At 33.8% G+C, this 15,526-nt stretch carries 16 protein-coding genes and 1 tRNA gene; 13 read left to right on the forward strand and 4 right to left on the reverse strand.

The window, feature by feature from the left end:
- Positions 1-9: 9 nt before the first annotated feature.
- Genes NU08_RS00105 through ribD form a run of 3 tightly spaced genes read right to left on the reverse strand, consistent with a single transcriptional unit; the run spans position 10 to position 2,298 of the window.
- Entirely contained in the window at positions 10-642 is a 633-nt protein-coding gene (locus NU08_RS00105) for an IMPACT family protein (protein WP_129744993.1), read from the reverse strand.
- 11 nt (positions 643-653) lie between these two features.
- A complete protein-coding gene (locus NU08_RS00110; RefSeq protein ID WP_008467985.1) occupies positions 654-1,256 on the reverse strand; it encodes an HAD family hydrolase in 603 nt (200 codons plus the stop codon).
- Positions 1,249-2,298, reverse strand: a complete 1,050-nt coding sequence (gene ribD / locus NU08_RS00115; RefSeq protein WP_129744995.1) for a bifunctional diaminohydroxyphosphoribosylaminopyrimidine deaminase/5-amino-6-(5-phosphoribosylamino)uracil reductase RibD — start codon at positions 2,296-2,298, stop codon at positions 1,249-1,251. The genes NU08_RS00110 and ribD overlap by 8 nt, the downstream gene beginning before the upstream one ends.
- Positions 2,299-2,394: 96 nt before the next feature.
- Here ribD and NU08_RS00120 point away from each other — a divergent pair, with 96 nt between their 5' ends.
- Complete coding sequence (locus NU08_RS00120; RefSeq protein WP_129744997.1) at positions 2,395-2,880, forward strand: GNAT family N-acetyltransferase; 486 nt, start codon at positions 2,395-2,397, stop codon at positions 2,878-2,880.
- Positions 2,881-2,965: 85 nt separating this feature from the next.
- A complete protein-coding gene (prmC, locus tag NU08_RS00125) occupies positions 2,966-3,832 on the forward strand; it encodes a peptide chain release factor N(5)-glutamine methyltransferase (RefSeq protein ID WP_129744999.1) in 867 nt (288 codons plus the stop codon).
- Between the two features lie 66 nt (positions 3,833-3,898).
- Here the strand turns inward: prmC and NU08_RS00130 are convergent, their stop codons facing one another.
- On the reverse strand, positions 3,899-5,143 hold the full coding sequence (locus NU08_RS00130; RefSeq protein WP_165352380.1) for an ABC transporter permease: 1,245 nt from the start codon (positions 5,141-5,143) through the stop codon (positions 3,899-3,901).
- A gap of 183 nt (positions 5,144-5,326) precedes the next feature.
- Here NU08_RS00130 and hisS point away from each other — a divergent pair, with 183 nt between their 5' ends.
- From hisS to NU08_RS00185, 11 genes are all read left to right on the forward strand, one after another.
- Positions 5,327-6,754 (forward strand): histidine--tRNA ligase, encoded by a 1,428-nt coding sequence (gene hisS, locus NU08_RS00135; protein ID WP_129745000.1) that lies wholly within the window; start codon positions 5,327-5,329, stop codon positions 6,752-6,754.
- 254 nt (positions 6,755-7,008) lie between these two features.
- Positions 7,009-7,079: transfer RNA gene (locus tag NU08_RS00140), tRNA-Trp, on the forward strand.
- Between the two features lie 323 nt (positions 7,080-7,402).
- Positions 7,403-7,981 carry a nucleotide exchange factor GrpE gene (locus NU08_RS00145; RefSeq protein WP_129745002.1) on the forward strand — a complete coding sequence of 193 codons (579 nt, stop codon included), beginning with the start codon at positions 7,403-7,405 and terminating at the stop codon, positions 7,979-7,981.
- 76 nt (positions 7,982-8,057) lie between these two features.
- Positions 8,058-9,164, forward strand: coding sequence for a molecular chaperone DnaJ (gene dnaJ / locus NU08_RS00150; RefSeq protein WP_111363908.1), 1,107 nt, complete (start codon positions 8,058-8,060; stop codon positions 9,162-9,164).
- Positions 9,165-9,325: 161 nt separating this feature from the next.
- Positions 9,326-10,255: an ABC transporter ATP-binding protein gene (locus NU08_RS00155; protein WP_129745004.1), complete on the forward strand. Its 930-nt coding sequence runs from the start codon at positions 9,326-9,328 to the stop codon at positions 10,253-10,255.
- Positions 10,256-10,332: 77 nt separating this feature from the next.
- Entirely contained in the window at positions 10,333-11,649 is a 1,317-nt protein-coding gene (locus tag NU08_RS00160) for an ABC transporter permease (protein ID WP_129745006.1), read from the forward strand.
- Between the two features lie 96 nt (positions 11,650-11,745).
- A complete protein-coding gene (locus tag NU08_RS00165) occupies positions 11,746-12,909 on the forward strand; it encodes a sigma-54-dependent transcriptional regulator (RefSeq protein WP_129745008.1) in 1,164 nt (387 codons plus the stop codon).
- Positions 12,910-13,011: 102 nt separating this feature from the next.
- On the forward strand, positions 13,012-13,677 hold the full coding sequence (locus NU08_RS00170; RefSeq protein WP_129745010.1) for a DEAD/DEAH box helicase: 666 nt from the start codon (positions 13,012-13,014) through the stop codon (positions 13,675-13,677).
- Between the two features lie 40 nt (positions 13,678-13,717).
- On the forward strand, positions 13,718-14,338 hold the full coding sequence (locus tag NU08_RS00175) for a hypothetical protein (protein ID WP_129745012.1): 621 nt from the start codon (positions 13,718-13,720) through the stop codon (positions 14,336-14,338).
- An 82-nt stretch (positions 14,339-14,420) separates the two neighbouring features.
- A complete protein-coding gene (locus NU08_RS00180) occupies positions 14,421-14,639 on the forward strand; it encodes a putative signal transducing protein (protein WP_111363916.1) in 219 nt (72 codons plus the stop codon).
- Positions 14,640-14,719: 80 nt separating this feature from the next.
- Entirely contained in the window at positions 14,720-15,523 is an 804-nt protein-coding gene (locus tag NU08_RS00185) for a Cof-type HAD-IIB family hydrolase (RefSeq protein WP_129745014.1), read from the forward strand.
- Positions 15,524-15,526 lie beyond the last annotated feature (3 nt).

Raw genomic sequence — 15,526 nt, forward strand, 5'->3', positions numbered from 1 at the left:
GATGTTAAATTATATAATTTTAATATCAATTTCGAACATTAAATCAAAAATGCTGAAGATCGTTTCGGCATTTTTTTTTCTCGTTTTTGTCACAATTTTACCAATTGGCAATCCAGAAACTTCATCCATTTCCATTTCCTGAGATACGATTTCTAATTTTTTTTCTTTGATCACTCGCATTACTTTATTCATGTTTTTGTAATCAAATGAAATTAAAAACTCGACGTCAATAGTTTTTTCAACTATTTCACAAATTTCCAAAGTCTGTTGTGCAGTTGTTCGATATGCCGAAATTAAACCGCCAACGCCTAATTTTACTCCGCCAAAAATACGAACAACTACAACTAGAACGTTAGTTAATCCAAAAGATTGTATTTGGCCATAAATTGGTGCTCCAGCCGTGTTGCTTGGTTCGCCATCATCATTGGCGCGATACGAAATTTTATTTCCCACACCCAATTGGTACGCATAGCAATAATGCACCGCATGCGGATGCTGCTTTTTTAGCTCTTCAATAATGGGCTTTACTTCATCTTCGTGATCTATTGGAAAAGCATAACCAAAGAATTTACTGCCTTTTTCCTTAAACAGTATTTCTTCAGATGCAGCCGCAATAGTTTGATAAGTATCGTTAATTTCCAAAAGCAGTATTCTTAAAGTATATTTTTTTTATAAAGATCGACCACATCTTCTTTCCCAACTTGAAGATTCCAAACTTTGATTCCTAAAGCCGCGGCGCTATCTGTATTTTCTGTCTTGTCGTCAATAAATAAGGTGTTTTCAGCAACTAGATTGTTTTGTTCAAGAACAAACTGATAAATTTTCGGATCTGGTTTTCTCATTCCGATATCAAAAGAAAAATATACTTTTTCAAAACAGTCATAAAAATCCTTATAAAAAGAAACGCCACTTTTTTCTTCAAATGTATTGATGTGAATAGAATCGGTATTGCTTAACAGAAACAATCGGTATTTTTTTGATAATTCCTGAAGAAATTCCAAACGATAAAATGGAAAATCTGCCAAAACAGCATTCCAAGCTTTTAGAATATCTTCCTTTGAAGCATTTGGCAATTGTTTTTGAAAACCGCCGATGAAATCTTCTGGAGAAATAGCGCCTACTTCAAAAGAAAGATTTAATTGTTCAAATTCATTATTCCACTCCTTCATTCCTAATTTTTGTAAACCAGAAATTGTGGCAGGTTTGTCTAAATTGATAAAAATGTCTCCGAAGTCAAAAATTATCGCATTAATCATGATTTTTAATCTGTATTAGTTCGTCGCTTAAAATGTTGGTTTTGATGCTGTTTTTTCTTGAAATATTTGGAGCTTTCGTTCCTTTTTCAAAACTTGTTTTTCCAATAAAAATTCGTGCCTCGTCCCAAAGATTTTCATCGATAAAAGATTGAAGCGTTTGTCTTCCGCCTTCAATAATTACAGATTGAATTTGATTTTGGTATAAAACATCTAAAATCTGAGGCACAATATTTATGCTGAAATCAATTGCCTCAAATTGTGTGTTTTCTTTTGATGAATTTTCTGTTTCACTAGAAAAAATAATAGTTTTCACAGTATCATCAAAAATAAAACTATTTGGATCAATTCTATTGTTTCGATCTATAACAACTCTTGTCGGATTATTTCCATCCCAATCTCTGGCATTTAATTTCGGATTGTCATCAACTACGGTTTGTGTTCCAACCAAAATAGCTTGTTCTTCAGTTCGCCATTTGTGCACTAATTGCCTCGAATATTGATTTGTAATCCAAACTGGTTTGCGTTCTTGATCGATTTCTTTTTCTGGAGCCAGAAAACCATCCTGACTTTCTGCCCATTTTAAAATTACGTAAGGTCTCTTTTTCTGATGAAAAGTAAAAAAGCGTTTATTCAGTTCGTTGCATTCATCTTCTAAAACTCCAACCGTAACATTTGCGCCTGCTTCAATTAATTTTAAAATTCCTTTTCCAGCTACTTTTTCATTCGGGTCAACCGTGCCTACAACTACATTCGGAATTTCATTTGCAATTATTAAATCGCAGCAAGGAGGAGTTTTGCCAAAATGACTGCAAGGTTCTAGGCTTACATAAATTGTGGCCTTTTTTAGCAATGATTTATCTTTTACAGAATTCACCGCATTTATCTCTGCATGTGGCTCACCAGCCTTCTTATGCCAGCCTTCTCCAATAATCTGTCCATCATAAACAATCACACTGCCCACCATCGGATTCGGATACGTTGTTCCAAGTCCATTTTGTGCTAGTTCGATGCAGCGTTTTATATATTTTTCATGTATATTCACAGTGCAAAAGTAGTTATTTTTGAGTTTATCACTAAGTTAAGGAACTATAGAAAAAGTATATTTACTTTTGTATTTATAATGATTTAGAATAAAAAAATGGCAAATTGGCTTATACGAGAAATTAAAGAAGAAGACAATCAGGCAGTTGCGAGTTTGATACGTTCGGTTTTTGATGAAATGGAAATTCCAAAAGTAGGAACCGCATACGAAGATCCTTATCTAGATTTAATGTTTGAAGAATATAATAAACCCCAATCGGTGTATTTTGTTGTAGAAAATGATGGAGAAATTGTTGGATGTGCGGGAATCGCGCCTTTAGAAAATGGAGATCCTGAAATTTGCGAATTGCAGAAAATGTATTTCCTTCCAAAAACAAGAGGGTTAGGAATTGGAACTCAAATGATGGAAAAATGTTTGGAAAAGGCTAGAGCTTTTGGTTTTAAAAAATGCTATATCGAAACCATGCCATTTATGCATGCCGCACAAAAACTTTATAAAAAATCGGGTTTTGAGTATTTAGATGATCCAATGGGATGTACTGGGCATAATTCTTGTCCTGTTTGGATGCTAAAAGTTTTGTAACTTTAAAGTAACAAATTTAAACAAACAAGACTTATTGAAAGATAAATGTCAGTTTCGGCTGATGTAAAATGCTCAAAAAATAAAAATGAAAATTAAACAATATCGTACTCAGTTTATTAAAGAATTATCTCCTTTTTACGATGCGTACGAAGCAGAGAGCTTTTTTTATTTAATTCTAGAAGATAAACATAAACTTCGCCAAATTGATTTAGCCTTAAATCATGAATTGGTATTTGAAGAAAATGATTTTATGATATGGGACGAATTGCTAAAACAGCTTAAGAAAGAAGTTCCAATTCAATATTTGCTTGGGAAAACAAACTTTTATGGTTTGGATTTTGAGGTAAATGAAAATGTTTTAATTCCGAGGCCAGAAACTGAGGAATTAGTCGAATGGATTATTAATGAAAATGTAAGTCCAGATAAGAATAAAAAAATAAGAATTCTCGATATCGGAACAGGAACGGGTTGTATTGCCATTTCGTTGGCGAAAAATCTCCCGAATGCTGAAGTTTTTGGTGTTGATGTTTCTAAAAAAGCGATTGAAACAGCAAAAAGAAATGCAGTTAGGAATGATGCTGATGTGACTTTTATGTTTTTGGATATTTTAGAAACAGAAGAATTTACCTGTCAGTTCGATATCATCGTTTCCAATCCGCCATATGTTCGAAATTTGGAAAAAATAGAAATAAAAAAGAATGTTCTGGATTACGAACCGCATTTGGCGCTTTTTGTAGAAGACAATGATCCACTTATTTTTTATAGAAAAATTGCTTCCTTGGCACAAAACGGACTTCTGAAAAACGGAAAACTATATTTTGAAATCAATCAATATCTTGGAAAAGAAATGATTGATTTGCTGGAAAGTATGAGTTTCGAAAACGTGGAGCTTAGAAAAGATATTTACGATAACGATCGTATGATTTCCTGCAAGGTTTCAAAAACCTTGTAGGTCTTTTTTTAAATATCTATAGTTTAAACTTACAAGGTGAAACCTTGCAGGAAAGTGAGTATGAAGTTATTCGTAGCGCAACGCTTCAATAGGATCTAATTTTGATGCTTTAATAGCTGGATATAAACCAGAAACTATTGCTACGCAAAAACTTGTTGCAAAAGCGGCAAAAATCGCCATCCAAGGAATTACAAAAGAAAAACTCATTGCAGTTGCAATTGCAAAGCCAAGCAGAATTCCTAAAATAATTCCAACCAAACCTCCAATTTGTCCAATCAATAAAGTTTCGATAAAAAACTGAAAAGCAACAGTTGATCTTTTGGCTCCCAAAGCTTTACGGACACCAATTTCGCGGGTACGTTCTGTAACCGAAACAATCATAATATTCATTAAAGCGATTGACGATCCTAAAATAGTGATGACAGAAATAGTCCAAGCTGCTATTCCTAGATATTGAGTGATGCTTAGAATACGGTTAATCAAATCATCGCTTCGAACTACGCCGAAATTGTTGTCTCGAACAGGGCTCAATTTGCGGACTCTTCGCATAGTGCTGGTCGCATTATCTATGGCTTCGTCTAAAACTTCTTTTTTAGAAACCATAACGCTAATAGTGTAATTGATATTTGGAGCTGTAAATAAAGATCTTGCCACTTGAATCGGAATTAAAACTCGTAAATCCTGGCTGTTTCCAAATGTTGAGCCTTTTTCTTTCAGAACTCCAATTACTTTAAATCGTGCGCCCCTAATAGAAATTACTTTGTCAATTGGGTTAACATCTTTCAAAAGTCCTTTTTCAAAATCAGAACCTACAATGCACGAATATGTGTTGTTTTCAATATCAAACTGATTAAAACTTCTTCCTAAACTGGTTTCCAATCCTGAATTGGTAATAAAATGTTCATCAACTCCAACAATGGTAATTTCGGGATCTGTTTTTTCGCCTAAATATTTTACTTCTGCTGTTGTAGTTGCAGTAAAAGACAAAGAAGTTTCGGTAAACGGATATTTGTATTTGTTTTTGAATGCCACCGCTTCCGGATACGAAATTATCGGATTGATGACTTCTCGTTCTCTTCCGCCACGGTTTCGAACTTTATTTTCGTATTGATTGATGTTAAAAGTATTCGCTCCCATAGAAGCAAAATCGGTAGAAATAGTATTTTCTAAAGCAGAAACCACGGTCAAGATGCCAACCAAAGCCGTAATACCGATAGCAATAATTAAAACGGTAAGAATAGTACGCAGAATTTGTGTTTTGATAGAACCAAAAGCAATTCGGATATTTTCTTTAAATAATTTTAGCATCATGACCAATTTGTCACGAAAATACGGTTTTTGTTACAAGTTTGTTTTCCAAGTGTTATTATTTATTTTAAAAAGTAAGATATTTGCATTCGCTTAAAATTAAAAGAAATAATGTCAAAGAATTTTAGGCTTTTAGTTTTCAAAGGAAATCTAAAATCTAAAATCAACAATCTAAAATAAAAAAAGATGGCTTCAAAACCAAGTATACCAAAGGGAACAAGAGATTTTTCACCAGCTGAGGTGTCAAAACGTCAATATATTATTCAGACTATAAAAGCTAATTTCGAGAAATTCGGTTTTCAGCCAATCGAAACGCCTTCGTTTGAAAATTCAGATACCTTGATGGGGAAATATGGAGAAGAAGGAGATCGTCTGATTTTTAAAATTTTAAATTCAGGTAATTTTTTCTACAATAAAAGTAAAATTGAATTGCCAGAATCAATCGAAGAATTACAGCTGAATTCTGCTGAAAAAATAACTTTAGAGCAAAGAATCGAATTAAATAAATTCACAGGAAAAATTTCTGAGAAAGCTTTGCGTTATGATTTGACTGTTCCGTTTGCAAGATACGTGGTACAGCACCAAAGTGAAATTGAATTTCCATTCAAAAGATATCAGATCCAGCCGGTTTGGAGAGCAGATAATCCGCAGAAAGGACGTTTTAGAGAATTCTTTCAATGTGACGCCGACGTTGTGGGTTCAAAATCACTTTGGCAGGAAGTAGAATTGGTTCAATTGTACGATACTGTTTTTACCTCGTTAGGTTTAGAAGGCGTTACAATTAAAATCAATAACAGAAAAATTTTATCTGGAATTGCTGAGGTTATTGGCGCTTCAGATAAATTAATTGATTTTACAGTTGCTCTTGATAAATTGGATAAAATTGGAGAAGACGGCGTTAAAAAAGAAATGATCGAAAAAGGAATTTCTGAAGAAGCGTTGGTAAAAGTGCAGCCACTTTTCAGTTTCTCGGGAACTTTTGCAGACAAAATTGAACAGCTTTCAGACTTATTGGCATCTTCTGAAGAAGGAATGAAAGGTGTTGAAGAATTGAAATTTATTTGCGACAATGTGGCCGATTTAGGTTTGTCGACGGCAACTTTAGATTTGGATGTGACATTAGCGCGTGGTTTAAATTATTACACAGGAGCTATTTTTGAAGTTGCAGCTCCAAAAACAGTTGCAATGGGTTCTATCGGCGGCGGTGGAAGATACGACGATTTGACGGGTATTTTCGGATTGAAAAATATGAGCGGTGTCGGAATTTCTTTTGGATTAGATCGAATTTATCTGGTTTTAGAAGAATTGCAATTATTTCCAGAAACGGTAGCGGCTACTTCAAAAGCAATATTTTTAAATTTTGGAGACAAAGAAGCTTTGTACGCTTCGCAGGCAATTCAGAAATTGAGAAAAGAAAATATAAAAGTAGAATTATATCCTGATAATGTGAAAGTTGGAAAGCAATTTCAGTATGCAGACAAACGTTTGATTCCGTTTGCAGTGTTGGTTGGAGATCAGGAAATTAATTCAAATTCGTATGCGCTTAAAAATTTAGTGACAGGAGAGCAGGTTTCTGTTGATTTTGAAGGATTGAAGAATGCTTTACAGGCATAATTAAATTTTTGTTTCACGCAGATTATAGAGATTCGAGCAAATTTAGTTTGATTTTTATATTGAAGAAATCTCCTTTAATCTGTCTAAATCTTTTTAAATCTGCGTGAAATATTAAAAAATATTTTATGAAGTAACTGTCTGGAACAAAAGTTTTTGCTTTAGATTCCGCAGATTTAAAGGGTTTTCTTTTAAAATCTCTTCATGAAATAGTTGCTGGTGAAGAAAAAAAACTCTTAATTTGCCAACCTTAAGTTACGGGCGTAGTTCAAGGGTAGAATAGCGGTCTCCAAAACCGTTGATGGGGGTTCGAATCCCTCCGCCCGTGCAAAAATATAAAATGACAACCCGTCATTGAAAGCATAAAAAAAAGCTTCGTCTCTATAGGCGAAGCTTTTTTTAATATAAGGTAAACTTGAATTAATAATTATTTAGAGGCCAAAGCCAACCCTTAAATTCAATTTTTGGTGGTAATAATTTATGTTTTATTGGCCTCAAAGATAAGATAAACTAAAACGTAATAGTCTTAAAATTATAATAAATTTTTTCTGTGCAATTATGTTTTTTAAATGTCTCATAATTAATAAAGTGACAATTTGACATTTTATAAGATTTGGCAGTACTTTTGCAATCCAACAGAAAGAAATAAAAATGAAGTTTAAAAATATTTTTAAAAATAAAAGTAATATGACTACGGAAAATACAGAATTCGATCAGGAATTAGATGATGTAACGTTAGAGAACAATGCCAACGGAGAACAGTTAATTGTTGAAGAATTAAGTGTTGAGGAGCAATTAGCTAAAGACTTGGCTCACGAAAAAGATAAGTTTTTGAGATTATTTGCTGAATTTGAAAATTACAAAAAAAGAACTTCAAAAGAGCGTCTTGAATTATTTAAAACAGCAAACCAAGAAGTTTTGTTGGCTATGCTTCCAGTTTTAGATGATTTTGACAGAGCGACAGTAGAGATCAACAAATCTGAGGATGAGAATTTGAAAAAAGGTGTTGAGTTGATCCACGAAAAATTGAAAAGCACTTTAGTTTCTAAAGGTTTAGAGCAAGTTGAAATTCAAGCAGGAGATGCTTTCAATGCTGATATTGCTGAAGCAATTACCCAAATTCCAGCTCCGTCTGACAAATTAAAAGGGAAAATTGTTGATGTTATTGAAAAAGGATACAAATTAGGAGACAAAATTATTCGTTACCCTAAAGTTGTAGTTGGAAACTAAAAGCAATTAAGATTCTGAAATTTAGTTTTTTTAAAATTGAAATTTGGAATTTTAGATTTGGAATTTAACCTAAATTATGAAAAAAGATTTTTACGAAATACTTGGCATTTCAAAAAATGCTGATGCTGCCGAAATAAAAAAAGCGTACAGAAAAAGTGCTTTAAAATATCACCCTGATAAAAATCCAGGCGACAAAGAGGCAGAAGAAAACTTCAAATTGGCGGCAGAAGCTTATGAAGTTTTAAGTGATCCGCAGAAAAAAGCAAAATACGATCAGTATGGTCATCAAGCATTTGATGGTTCTGGCGGATTTGGCGGTCACGGAGGTATGAATATGGATGACATTTTCAGCCAGTTTGGTGATATTTTCGGAGGTGGATTTGGCGGTTTCGGAGGCGGAGGTGGAGGTCCTCGCCGCGCGAAAGGAAGCAATCTTCGAATTAAAGTAAAATTGACTTTAGAAGAAATTGCAAATGGAGTTGAGAAAAAAGTAAAAGTAAAACGTAAAGTTCAGGCAAAAGGTGTAACGTATAAAACTTGTACGACTTGTAATGGTCAAGGACAAGTAATGCGTGTAACCAATACCATTTTAGGAAGAATGCAATCTGCATCTACTTGTCCTACTTGTGGTGGTTCTGGTCAGATTTTAGATAAAAAACCGTCGGAGGCAGATGCTCAAGGAATGGTTCAAGAAGACGAAACAGTATCAATCAAAATTCCTGCGGGAGTTGTTGACGGAATGCAGTTGAAAGTTGCCAACAAAGGTAACGATGCTCCAGGAAACAGCATTCCAGGTGATTTAATTGTAGCTATTGAAGAAATTGAGCACGAATTCTTGAAGCGTGAAGGTGAAAACGTTCACTTCGATTTGTATATCAGTTTCCCAGAAGCAGTTTTAGGAGCTTCAAAAGATATTGAAGCAATCAACGGAAAAGTGCGTATCAAACTAGAAGAAGGAATTCAATCTGGAAAAATCTTAAGATTGAAAGGAAAAGGAATTCCTAGTTTAAACGGTTACGGAAGCGGAGATTTATTGGTTCACGTAAATGTTTGGACTCCAAAAACTTTAAATAAAGAGCAAAAACAATTCTTTGAAAATGCTTTAACAGACGAGCACTTTGCTCCAAGTCCAGAGAAATCAGAGAAATCATTTTTTGAGAAAGTAAAAGATATGTTCTCATAATCTTAACTTTTTTAAAATACTATAAATAATCAAAAACCCATTCTAGCATAAAATAGAATGGGTTTTTTGCGTAATATGACACAGATTCGCTAGTAATTATTTACTTTTACAGTCGCTGAACCGTAATGGGAGAAGCAACGCAGTAAATCCTTAAAAATAACATGAGTAACTTACTAGAAGTACATAAAGTCATAAAAAAATATGGCGACTATGTAGCACTTAACGAAGTTTCATTAAATGTGCCAAAAGGCAGTATATATGGGCTATTAGGTCCGAATGGAGCAGGAAAAACTTCCCTTATCAGAATTATAAACCAAATTACAATGCCTGACAGTGGCGAAGTAATTTTGGATGGAGAACGATTACAGCCAAAACATGTGCAGACAATTGGCTACCTTCCAGAAGAAAGAGGTCTGTACAGTTCAATGAAAGTAGGCGAGCAGTGTCTGTATCTGGCGCAAATGAAAGGTCTTTCTAAAGCTGAAGCTAAAAAACAATTAGATTATTGGTTTGACCGATTAGGAATTCAAGGCTGGTGGAATAAAAAAATTCAGGAGCTTTCTAAAGGAATGGCGCAGAAAATTCAGTTTGTGGTTTGTGTATTGCATAAACCAAAATTGCTGATTCTAGACGAACCGTTTTCAGGATTTGATCCCGTAAATGCAAACATTATTAAAGACGAAATTTTAGCATTAAAAGAGCAAGGTTCTACGATTATTTTTTCGACTCACAGAATGGAAAGCGTAGAAGAACTTTGTGAAAATATCGCTTTAATTCATAAGTCTAATAAACTGATAGAAGGAAAAGTCGTAGATGTAAAACGTCAATTTAGAACTAACAGTTTCGAAGTTGGAATTTTGACCAATAATGTTGAAGGATTAATGTACGATATCACTCAGAAGTTTACTGTTTCGCCTGCTAACTTCAAATCATTAAATGACGATTTAAAATTAAATATTCAGATCGGAAATGCTTCTCCAAACGAATTATTGAATGTCTTAACGCAACGCGGACAAGTAACGCACTTCGTTGAAAAAATTCCGAGTATAAACGATATTTTTATCCAAACGGTTACTGAAAACAAAATTTAAAAATTCCAATATAGAAATTCCAAATTTCAAGCTTATAAATTGGAATTTGGGATTTAAAATTTGAAAATTAATTATTTATGAGTATTATCTCGTTGATTATAAAAAGAGAATTTATCGCAAAAGTCCGCAATAAATCTTTTGTTGTCATGACTTTCTTGAGTCCGCTTTTATTTGTGGCTATTGCTATTTTTATTGGGTATTTGAGTACCATGAAAGCAGAAACAAAAAGAATTGCGATTCATGACGAAACTGGACTTTTTGCTTCAGATTTTTTAAAGGAAAATAAAAAGGGAGCAGAATTTAAATATCTCAATCTATCTGAAATTGATGTAAATGCTTTAAAAGACAGTATTACAAAAGAAAATTTCAGCGGATTAATTGTTATTCCGAAAACCGAAAATAGAAAAGATTTAGAAAGTAAAATTGAATTTATTTCTAACAATAGTCCTAGTATTTCTTTTATTGAAAACACTCAGGATATTATCGGAAATAAAATCACAAAATTAAATCTGGAAGAAGCAAAACTAGATACTCTTGCGATTCAGAAAGCACAGTCAGATGTAAATATTCATTTGGTTAAAGCCTCTGGAGAAGAGAGTTTAAAAGGATTAAACGAAATTAAAATAGGAATCGGTGGTGCATTTGGTTATTTGATTATGATGTTCATTATCATTTACGGAAACATGGTAATGCGAAGTGTAATCGAAGAAAAAACAAATCGTATTATCGAAATCATTATTTCATCAGTAAAACCATTTCAGTTAATGATTGGAAAAATTGTCGGAACTTCACTAGCAGGAATTTTGCAATTTGTAATCTGGGCAATTATCGGTTTAGGGTTAATGTTTGCCGCTTCGGCATTCTTTGGCGTAAATGTTGGTCCAACCGCTAGAATTTCTCCAGAAATGATGCAAGCGGCTCAGCATGAATTTTCAGGTTCAGCGCAAATGTATATTGCCGAATTATGGAATCTGCCAATTGCAAGCATTATAATCGGATTTGTGATTTATTTTATTGGAGGATATTTTTTGTACAGCTCATTTTATGCGGCAATTGGAGCAGCTGTAGACAATCAAACCGATTCTCAACAGTTTTTGTTGCCAATTTTAATGCCTCTGATTTTAAGCGTTTATATCGGATTTTTTACTGTAGTAAATGATCCTCACGGAAGTGTTGCGGTTATCTTTTCGATGATTCCGTTAACCTCGCCAATTGTAATGCTAATGCGTATTCCGTTTGGCGTTCCGTGGTGGCAAATTGCAATTTCGGTATCATTATTGTTTGCTACATTTTTCTTTGTGGTTTGGTTCGCTGCCAAAATCTACCGAATTGGTATTTTAATGTACGGCAAAAAACCGACTTGGAAGGAATTGTATAAGTGGCTAAAATATTAACTTGAGATTCTAAGATTCTAAGTTTCTGAGATGCTAAGATTTTAGCAAAAAAACTCAGAATCTTAGCATCTTAGTATCTTAGTATCTTTAAAAAGAATGAGTAAAATACTAATTGTAGAAGACGAAGCAGCAATCAGAAGAGTTTTGGTAAAAATTTTATCAGAAGAAAATGATTCGTATCAGGTTGATGAAGCAGAAGATGGAGTTGCAGGACTTGAAAAAATAAAAAACAACGATTACGATTTGGTTTTGTGCGATATCAAAATGCCAAAAATGGACGGTGTTGAGGTTTTAGAAGAAGTGAAAAAGATAAAACCAGAAATTCCGATGGTAATGATTTCGGGGCACGGCGACATGGAAACGGCTATTCAAACCATGCGTTTAGGAGCTTTTGATTACATCTCGAAACCGCCAGATTTGAACCGTTTGCTCAATACAGTTCGTAATGCTTTAGACAAAAAACAATTAGTAGTTGAAAATAAAATCCTAAAGAAAAAAGTTAGTAAGAACTACGAAATGATTGGTGACAGCGAATCGATTAATCATATAAAAGTGATGATTGATAAAGTGGCTCCAACCGAAGCTAGAGTTTTAATTACAGGTCCAAACGGAACTGGAAAAGAATTAGTGGCACATCAACTACACGAAAAAAGTGAGCGTTCTAGTTTTCCTTTAATCGAAGTGAACTGTGCTGCGATTCCAAGCGAATTGATCGAAAGTGAATTATTCGGACACGTAAAAGGCGCTTTTACATCGGCAGTGAAAGATCGTGCAGGAAAATTTGAAGCTGCTGATAAAGGAACTATTTTCTTGGATGAAATTGGAGATATGAGTCTGTCAGCTCAGGCAAAAGTTTTGCGTGCACTTCAGGAAAATATGATTACTAGAGTTGGTGCTGATAAAGACATAAAAGTGGATGTCCGTGTCGTTGCTGCAACCAATAAAGATTTAAAAACAGAAATTGCAGAAGGACGTTTCCGTGAAGATTTATACCATCGTTTGGCAGTAATTTTAATTAAAGTACCGCCATTGAATGAAAGACGCGATGATATTCCGGCTTTGATTTCTCATTTTACGGAGAAAATAGCTTCAGAACAAGGAAATGCGGTTAAATCATTTTCGGCGCAAGCCATAAAATTATTACAGGAGTATGACTGGACAGGAAACATTCGCGAACTTCGAAATGTGGTAGAAAGATTAATCATTTTGGGAGGAAACGAAATTTCTGAGACAGATGTAAAAATGTTCGCAAGCAAGTAAGATGCTTCGCGCAATAAGCTTTAAGCTTTAGGCTTTAGGCTAAAAAAAACAAAATAATTTTGGCCTAAAGCTTATTGCCTAAAGCCTAAAGCTCAAAAAAAAATGAAACTAAAAAAGATAAACGAGAAATTACAAGATGGTTTAATTGAGAATGGTCTGACAGAAGCCAATGCTTTACAGATGGAAACTTTTTCAACCATAAAAAGTGGTGCTGACTGTGTAATTGTTTCGCCAAAAGGAAGCGGAAAAACTACGACAATTGTATTGAATGTAATTCAGCAATTAGCAGGAAAAACAGAAGAATCGCCTCGTGCTTTAATTATTGTTGAAGACAAAGCAAAGGTTTTGGAAATGGTTGCGCTTTTTGAGAAATACGGGAAATATACCAATTTGGAAGTATATGGCGTAAACGAAAAAGGCGATATGGATTACGATAAAAACTATGTTTCTACAGGAATTGATGTTTTAATTGGAACACCAACGAAATTAAACGATATGTTTAGCACAGCGGGTTACAACGTAAATCGTCTTAAAATGTTTATCATAGACGATGCCGATCCGATTTTGAAATTACGTCATGATGCTAAAATCACTCGTATTTCAAACAGTATTGCCAAAGTGCAGCGAATTATTTTTACAGAAACTCTGACAGAACGAATTGAAATTTTGGCAGACAAAATCATGATCGAACCTTATTTATTTGATATGGATGAAGAAGGTGAAGAGGAACTTGATGAAGACGAAGACGATATTGAAGAAGAGGAATAAGAATGTTTGAAATAAACTTGAATTTTGTAATAAACATTGAATGAGAAAACATACTCTATATTTTTTAACTACAATGCTTATTGCTGCAAGTTTTTTGGGCTGTGCCAGATTTTCAAAAAAGACGTTTCGTAATGAATTGCAAAAGCTGGAGCGTAAGGATATTTCTGGACTTGAAGGAAATTATTCGCTTAATCCGGGAATAGAATATAGATATGATAAACCGGAAGAGCTAGATTTAGAAAGTAAAATTCCAGATACATTAATCAACAATAATGCTTACCAATTTATGGTAACGCCAAATCTAAGCTCAAAAAAGAATTTGCATCAAAGAAAAACTGAAAATACTGATCGTTTGATTAATCTTAAATTTCAAAATGAAAATTTATTATCCATAAAAGTCTACGAAAAAGGAGCTGTTATTAAAGATACGGTGCTTTCTGGAAAATATAAAAAAGGAATGTTTTACCTCGATAACAAGTTCGTAAAATGCAATGGCATTCCGTTTCTTTTTGGTGGATGTCAAAGCAATAAGAGAAGAATTGGCTTGAGTAAAAATGGTGGTCTTTTAGTAAATGAAGCTTATGATAACACTGGTGCTTTTTTATTTTTCTTCTGGGCAGGAAATGATTATAATGCAGCTTATGAGTATCCGAGGAAATAATTGCGGTATTCTTTTTAATTTGACGAATTGCCAAAGAAATTTCCATATCATTTTAAAATAATAAATATAAAAAAATAACGTCATGGGATTAATGAAAGTGTTTTCGGGAAGTGAAGTATTAGCAATCGCTTTGCAGGAAAGATTAGAAGAAGCGGGAGTAGAAACAGTTAAAAAAGATAATATTCAATCGGCACGTTTAGGAGGTTTTGGACAGACAGATTTGGCAGTTGAGGTTTTTATTCAAGAAACCGATTTTGCAAAAGCAAATCCTGTTATAGAAAATTTTAGAATGAGTCTTTAAAAAGTATTCAGTCGCAGTTTTCAGTTTTCATTGTAAACTGTGACTGAAAACTGTGACTGCGACTGTAAACTAAAAAAAAAATGCAATACAAAATGTTAGTGCTCGACATGGATGATACCTTGTTGACAGACGATCATAGAATTTCAGATTTAAATAAAAAAGTAATATTAGAAGCACAAGCTAAAGGTGTTTATGTAGTTTTGGCTTCAGGAAGACCAACTATGGCAATGACAGCTTACGCAAAAGAGTTGAAACTCGATTTGAACGATTCGTATATGATTTCGTTCAATGGAGCGATAATTAGTCGTGTTAAAGACGATTTGGTTTTGTTTGAGCAGAAATTGACTGTAGAGCAAATTCATGCGTTGTATGATTATAGTGTGAAGAAAAATGCACATATCATTACCTATTTAGATGATCAAATCATTAGCGAAACAGATTCTGAGTTTATTGAAGTCGAAAAAGAAATTACAGGAATGGCGCATCATAAAGTTTCAAGCTTTAAAGATTATGTAGACAGACCAGCGGTTAAATGTATTTTGTTGCAAGATCCAGCGTATTTAAAAACGTTAGAAAATGATTTAAAAGATACTATGCCACATTTAAGCGTTTCGATGTCAAAGCCATTTTTCTTAGAAGCCGCACAGCAAGGAATTGATAAAGCGGCAAGTTTGAAGTTTTTGGCTGATAAATTAGGAATTCATCAAAGTGAAATTATCGCGGTAGGAAACGCCGGAAATGACTTAACAATGATTGAATATGCCGGTTTAGGAGTTTGGGTTGATAATGTGACTCCCGAATTACGTGACAAAGCCGATTTAATCGTAGCTTCAAATAATGATGATGGTGTTGCTGAGGTTGTAAATCGTTTTATTTTAAACTAAACT

The organism is Flavobacterium anhuiense, from assembly GCF_004151235.1.
GTDB lineage: Bacteria > Bacteroidota > Bacteroidia > Flavobacteriales > Flavobacteriaceae > Flavobacterium > Flavobacterium anhuiense_A.

What these genes read in the sequence shown, in the direction of transcription:
- NU08_RS00110 (WP_008467985.1), bottom strand. Translation starts at nt 1,256, where the DNA reads ATGATTAATGCGATAATTTTTGACTTCGGAGACATTTTTATCAATTTA.
- NU08_RS00120 (WP_129744997.1), top strand. Translation starts at nt 2,395, where the DNA reads ATGGCAAATTGGCTTATACGAGAAATTAAAGAAGAAGACAATCAGGCA.
- prmC (WP_129744999.1), top strand. Translation starts at nt 2,966, where the DNA reads ATGAAAATTAAACAATATCGTACTCAGTTTATTAAAGAATTATCTCCT.
- NU08_RS00130 (WP_165352380.1), bottom strand. Translation starts at nt 5,143, where the DNA reads ATGATGCTAAAATTATTTAAAGAAAATATCCGAATTGCTTTTGGTTCT.
- hisS (WP_129745000.1), top strand. Translation starts at nt 5,327, where the DNA reads ATGGCTTCAAAACCAAGTATACCAAAGGGAACAAGAGATTTTTCACCA.
- NU08_RS00145 (WP_129745002.1), top strand. Translation starts at nt 7,403, where the DNA reads ATGAAGTTTAAAAATATTTTTAAAAATAAAAGTAATATGACTACGGAA.
- dnaJ (WP_111363908.1), top strand. Translation starts at nt 8,058, where the DNA reads ATGAAAAAAGATTTTTACGAAATACTTGGCATTTCAAAAAATGCTGAT.
- NU08_RS00155 (WP_129745004.1), top strand. Translation starts at nt 9,326, where the DNA reads ATGAGTAACTTACTAGAAGTACATAAAGTCATAAAAAAATATGGCGAC.
- NU08_RS00160 (WP_129745006.1), top strand. Translation starts at nt 10,333, where the DNA reads ATGAGTATTATCTCGTTGATTATAAAAAGAGAATTTATCGCAAAAGTC.
- NU08_RS00165 (WP_129745008.1), top strand. Translation starts at nt 11,746, where the DNA reads ATGAGTAAAATACTAATTGTAGAAGACGAAGCAGCAATCAGAAGAGTT.
- NU08_RS00170 (WP_129745010.1), top strand. Translation starts at nt 13,012, where the DNA reads ATGAAACTAAAAAAGATAAACGAGAAATTACAAGATGGTTTAATTGAG.
- NU08_RS00175 (WP_129745012.1), top strand. Translation starts at nt 13,718, where the DNA reads ATGAGAAAACATACTCTATATTTTTTAACTACAATGCTTATTGCTGCA.
- NU08_RS00180 (WP_111363916.1), top strand. Translation starts at nt 14,421, where the DNA reads ATGGGATTAATGAAAGTGTTTTCGGGAAGTGAAGTATTAGCAATCGCT.
- NU08_RS00185 (WP_129745014.1), top strand. Translation starts at nt 14,720, where the DNA reads ATGCAATACAAAATGTTAGTGCTCGACATGGATGATACCTTGTTGACA.